This window comes from Streptomyces sp. NPDC060028 (assembly GCF_042736725.1).
Classification (GTDB): Bacteria; Actinomycetota; Actinomycetes; order Streptomycetales; family Streptomycetaceae; genus Streptomyces.
In genome coordinates, this window is the sequence record NZ_JBHWVJ010000035.1 from 72852 (window position 1) to 76706 (window position 3855).

Annotated in this window: 3 protein-coding genes; all 3 read right to left on the reverse strand. The window is 74.3% G+C overall.

The window, feature by feature from the left end; genetic code table 11:
• Positions 1-221 precede the first annotated feature (221 nt).
• Complete coding sequence (locus ACFWBF_RS19410) at positions 222-1913, reverse strand: dipeptide ABC transporter ATP-binding protein (protein ID WP_385603008.1); 1692 nt, start codon at positions 1911-1913, stop codon at positions 222-224.
• Complete coding sequence (locus tag ACFWBF_RS19415; RefSeq protein WP_385603011.1) at positions 1910-2902, reverse strand: ABC transporter permease; 993 nt, start codon at positions 2900-2902, stop codon at positions 1910-1912. The genes ACFWBF_RS19410 and ACFWBF_RS19415 overlap by 4 nt, the downstream gene beginning before the upstream one ends.
• Positions 2899-3855 (reverse strand): ABC transporter permease (locus ACFWBF_RS19420; RefSeq protein WP_385603014.1); only part of this gene is annotated, 957 nt, incomplete at its 5' end. The genes ACFWBF_RS19420 and ACFWBF_RS19415, both read right to left, overlap by 4 nt.

Consider the following 3855-nt stretch of genomic DNA (forward strand, 5'->3'; position numbering starts at 1 on the left):
CATCCTCACCGGCGACCCGGCCCTCCTTCCCCCCCCCCGGGGGGCCCCCCCCTAGCCCGGGTTGGGGGGGGGGCGGTGGGCCCGCCCCCCCCCGGCGAAAAAACACTCGCGTATCGCCCGACGGCGCGACGTCGGTTGGCCCGCCCCGCCACCGGAAGGGGTGAAGAGTCGTAACTTTCCCGTACGGTTCGCGTTCGAGCACGCTAGAAAGGGCACGGCCCCTACGCGAAGACCTCCTGCCGAGAGGCCCGGCGCGCATCGGCCAGCGCCGGATCGAGAGCCGGCACGGCCGCCAGGAGCTGCCGGGTGTAGGGGTGCGCCGGGCGGTCGTACACCTCGTCCACCGGCCCCTCTTCGACGATCTCGCCGCGCCGCATGACGGCGACCCGGTCGCTGACCTGGCGGACCACCGCGAGGTCGTGCGCGATGAAGACCAGGGCGATGCCCAACTCCCGCTGGAGTTCCGCCAGCAGGGCGGTGACCTGCGCCTGCGTGGTGACGTCGAGGGCGGAGACCGGCTCGTCGCAGACGATCAGCCGGGGCCGGGGCGCGAGCGCCCGGGCGATGCCGACGCGCTGGCGCTGGCCGCCGCTGAACTCGTGCGGGTACCGGTCGTAGTGCGCCGCCTCCAGCCCGACGCGCAGCAGCAGTTCGCCGACGCGGGCCCGGATCGCGGACTCGTCGCGCTCGCCGGCGGCGCGCAGCGGATCGGCGACGGACTCGCCGATGGAGCGGCGCGGGTTGAGCGAGGACACCGGGTCCTGGAAGACCATCTGCACCCCCGGGGCCACGCCGGTCACGGCCCCGTCCTCCCGGCCGTCCCGCCGCAGCCGGCCCGCGCTGGGCTCCAGCAGCCCGACGAGCATCCGCCCGAGCGTGCTCTTGCCGCTCCCGCTCTCCCCCACGATCCCGAGCGTCTCCCCGGCCCGCACGGCGAGCGACACCCCGCCCACGGCAACGACCCGCCGCTTGCCGCGCCCGAACTCCTTTCGCAAGCCGAAGACTTCGACGACCGGCGCGGCCACTTCCAGCCCCGCCTGCGGGTCCCTCCCCGCGGTGGCCGGGGGAGATTGAGGCGCGGGGTCCGGGGCGGAGCCGCCCGCCCTGACCCGGACCCCGTCCAGCCTCGGCACCGCCGCCAGCAGGGTTCGCGTGTACGGATCGTCCGGCGCCGACAGGACGCGGGACACCGCCCCCCGCTCCACGGCGCGGCCACCCCGCATCACGAGCAGCTCGTCCACGTTCTCCGCCGCCACCCCCACGTCATGGGTGACCAGCAGCAACCCCAGCCCCCGTTCCTCCCGCAGCCCGTGCAGCAGGTCCAGGATCTGTGCCTGGACGGTGACGTCCAGCGCGGTGGTCGGCTCGTCGGCGATCAGCAGCCGCGGTTCGCAGGCCAGAGCCATCGCGATGAGGGCCCGTTGCCGCATGCCGCCGCTGAACTCGTGCGGCCGGGCGCGCGAGCGCCGTACCGCGTCGGTGATGCCCACCCGGTCCAGCACCTCCACCGCCCGGGCCCGCGCGGCGCGTCGCGAGACGTCCGCGTGGATCCGGTGGACCTCGGCGATCTGGTCGCCGATGGCCTGATACGGGTCCAGGGAGCTCAGCGGGTCCTGGAAGACCATCGCGGCGGTCCCGCCCCGCAGCCGCCGCAGCTGCGCGGGCGAGGCCGAGGCCACGTCCGTGCCGCCGACGCGGACGGCGCCGTCCAGCCGGGCGCCCGTACCGCGGTGCAGGCCCAACAGGGCTGCCGCGACCGTGGACTTGCCGCTTCCGGACTCGCCGACGATGCCCAGCGCGCGGCCCGCGTCCAGGGTGAAGGAGACCTCGTCCACGGCCCGGACGTACTCCCCCGGCGCGCCGACCGGGAAGTCGACCGTGAGCCGGGTGACGTCCACCAGCGGTTGCGTCATGCGAATGCCACCCTTCGGTCCGCGGCGGCGTACAGCAGGTCGCCGACCGCTCCGGCGATGACCACGGCCGCGCCGATGGTCAGGACGATGCCCACGACGACGGGCAGGTCCACGATCCGTACCCCGTCCATCAGCGTCTTGCCGAGCCCCGGGATCCCGAACAGCGATTCCGTCAGCAGGGCGCCGCCGATCATCGAGCCGAAGTCCACGGCGCTGAGCGCGATCACGGGTGCCACCGCGCCGCGCAGCGCATGGCGGGTGACGATGGCCCGCTCCCCGACGCCGTAGGCGCGGAAGGTGCGGATGTGGTCCTCGGCGAGCGTCTCCAGGGTGGAACTGCGGGTGAGGCGGGCATACTTGGCGCTCTCGAAGAAGCCGAGCGTCACCCACGGCAGCAGCATGTTCCAGGCCCACTGCTCGGGGTCCCGGGTCAGCGGCACATAGGACGGGAACGGCAGCCACTGGAGGTAGGCGCAGACCGCCATGAGGAGCAGCAGCCCGAGGATGAAGACGGGGGTGCCGGTTGCGGCGAGGGTCAGGACGGTCAGCACCCGTTCGGTGATCCCGCCGCGGCGCAGCGCGGAGAGCAGCCCGGTGCCGACGCCGATCACCAGCCAGATCGCGAGCGCGCCGAGCGCCAGTGACAGGGTGGCGGGCAGTCGTTCCAGGATCAGCTCGGTGACCTGCTGGTCGTTGCGGTAGGAGAAGCCGAGGCAGGGTGCGTCGCAGTGCAGTACGAGCCCGGCCCCGCCGGAGTGCTCGCGGCCCAGCAGCAGTCCCTGGAGGAAGTGCAGGTACTGCGCGAGCACGGGTTCGTTCAGCCCGATCTGCTCGCGCACCTGGGCGATCTGCGCCGGGTTGCAGCGCTCCCCGCAGGCGAGGCGCGCGGGGTCGCCGGGGGCGAGGTAGAAGAGGGCGTAGACGATGACGGACAGGGTGAGGAGCACGAGGAGTGCCCCGCCGAGCCGTTTGAGCACGAAGCGGATCACGCCCCCCGCTCCTTTCTGGTGCCGACCCGCAGGCGCGAGTCCTCGCGCGGGTCGAGTGCCGTGCGGACGGCGTCGCCGAGCACGGTGAAGGCGAGCACGGTGACGAAGAGCAGCCCGGCGGGGAGCAGGACGTACGCGGGGTCGGCGCGGAACCAGGTCGTGGCGCTGGAGAGCATCTGCCCCCAGGACGGGGTCGGCGGCTTCACGCCGACGCCGAGGAAGGAGAGCGAGGCCTCGGCGACCATGTTGGTCGGCACGTGGATCGCGGCGTACGTGATCACGGGCGCGGCCAGCGAGGGCAGCAGCTCGCGGCGGGCGATCCGCAGGGTGCTGTTGCCGGACAGCCGGGCGGATTCCACGAAGTCCAGGCCGCGCAGGGCGAGGGTCTGGGCGCGCACGATCCGGGCGGTGCCGCCCCAGCCGAGGAATCCGATGAGCAGGATCAGCAGCAGCGGCCGCGGGAAGCCGGGCGGGACGACGGCGGTGAGCGCGACCCCGAGCACCAGGGTGGGCAGGGCGATCGCCACGTCGGTGAGCCGGGCGACGAGTGCGCCGGCGGCGCGGTTGCCGAGCCCGGCGGTGATGCCGGCGACGAGGCCGAGCAGGACCTGCAGGGCGGTCGCGCCGAAGGCGACGAGCAGGGAGATGCGCGCCCCGTGGAGGAGCCGGGTGAACAGGTCGCGGCCGCTGCCGGGTTCGACGCCGAGCCAGTGGTCGGCGGACATCCCGCCGAAGGAGCCCACCGGTACTCCGCCGCGCGCCGAGTCCACGAGCTCGTCGTGGTAGGCGTTCGGGTCCTGTCCGGTGAGCTGGGCGAGCAGCGGCGCCGCGAGGGCGAGGAGGACGAGCAGTGCCAGGACCCCGGCGGACGCGACGGCCGAGGGCCGGCGGCGCAGGCGGCGCCAGACCTGGCGCGCGGCGCCCGCGCCCGCGCCCGGGACGGGGGTCCCGGG

Bases quoted from the DNA above. Each gene is read 5' to 3' on its own strand.
- ACFWBF_RS19410 (WP_385603008.1), bottom strand. From the start codon at position 1,913: ATGACGCAACCGCTGGTGGACGTCACCCGGCTCACGGTCGACTTCCCG.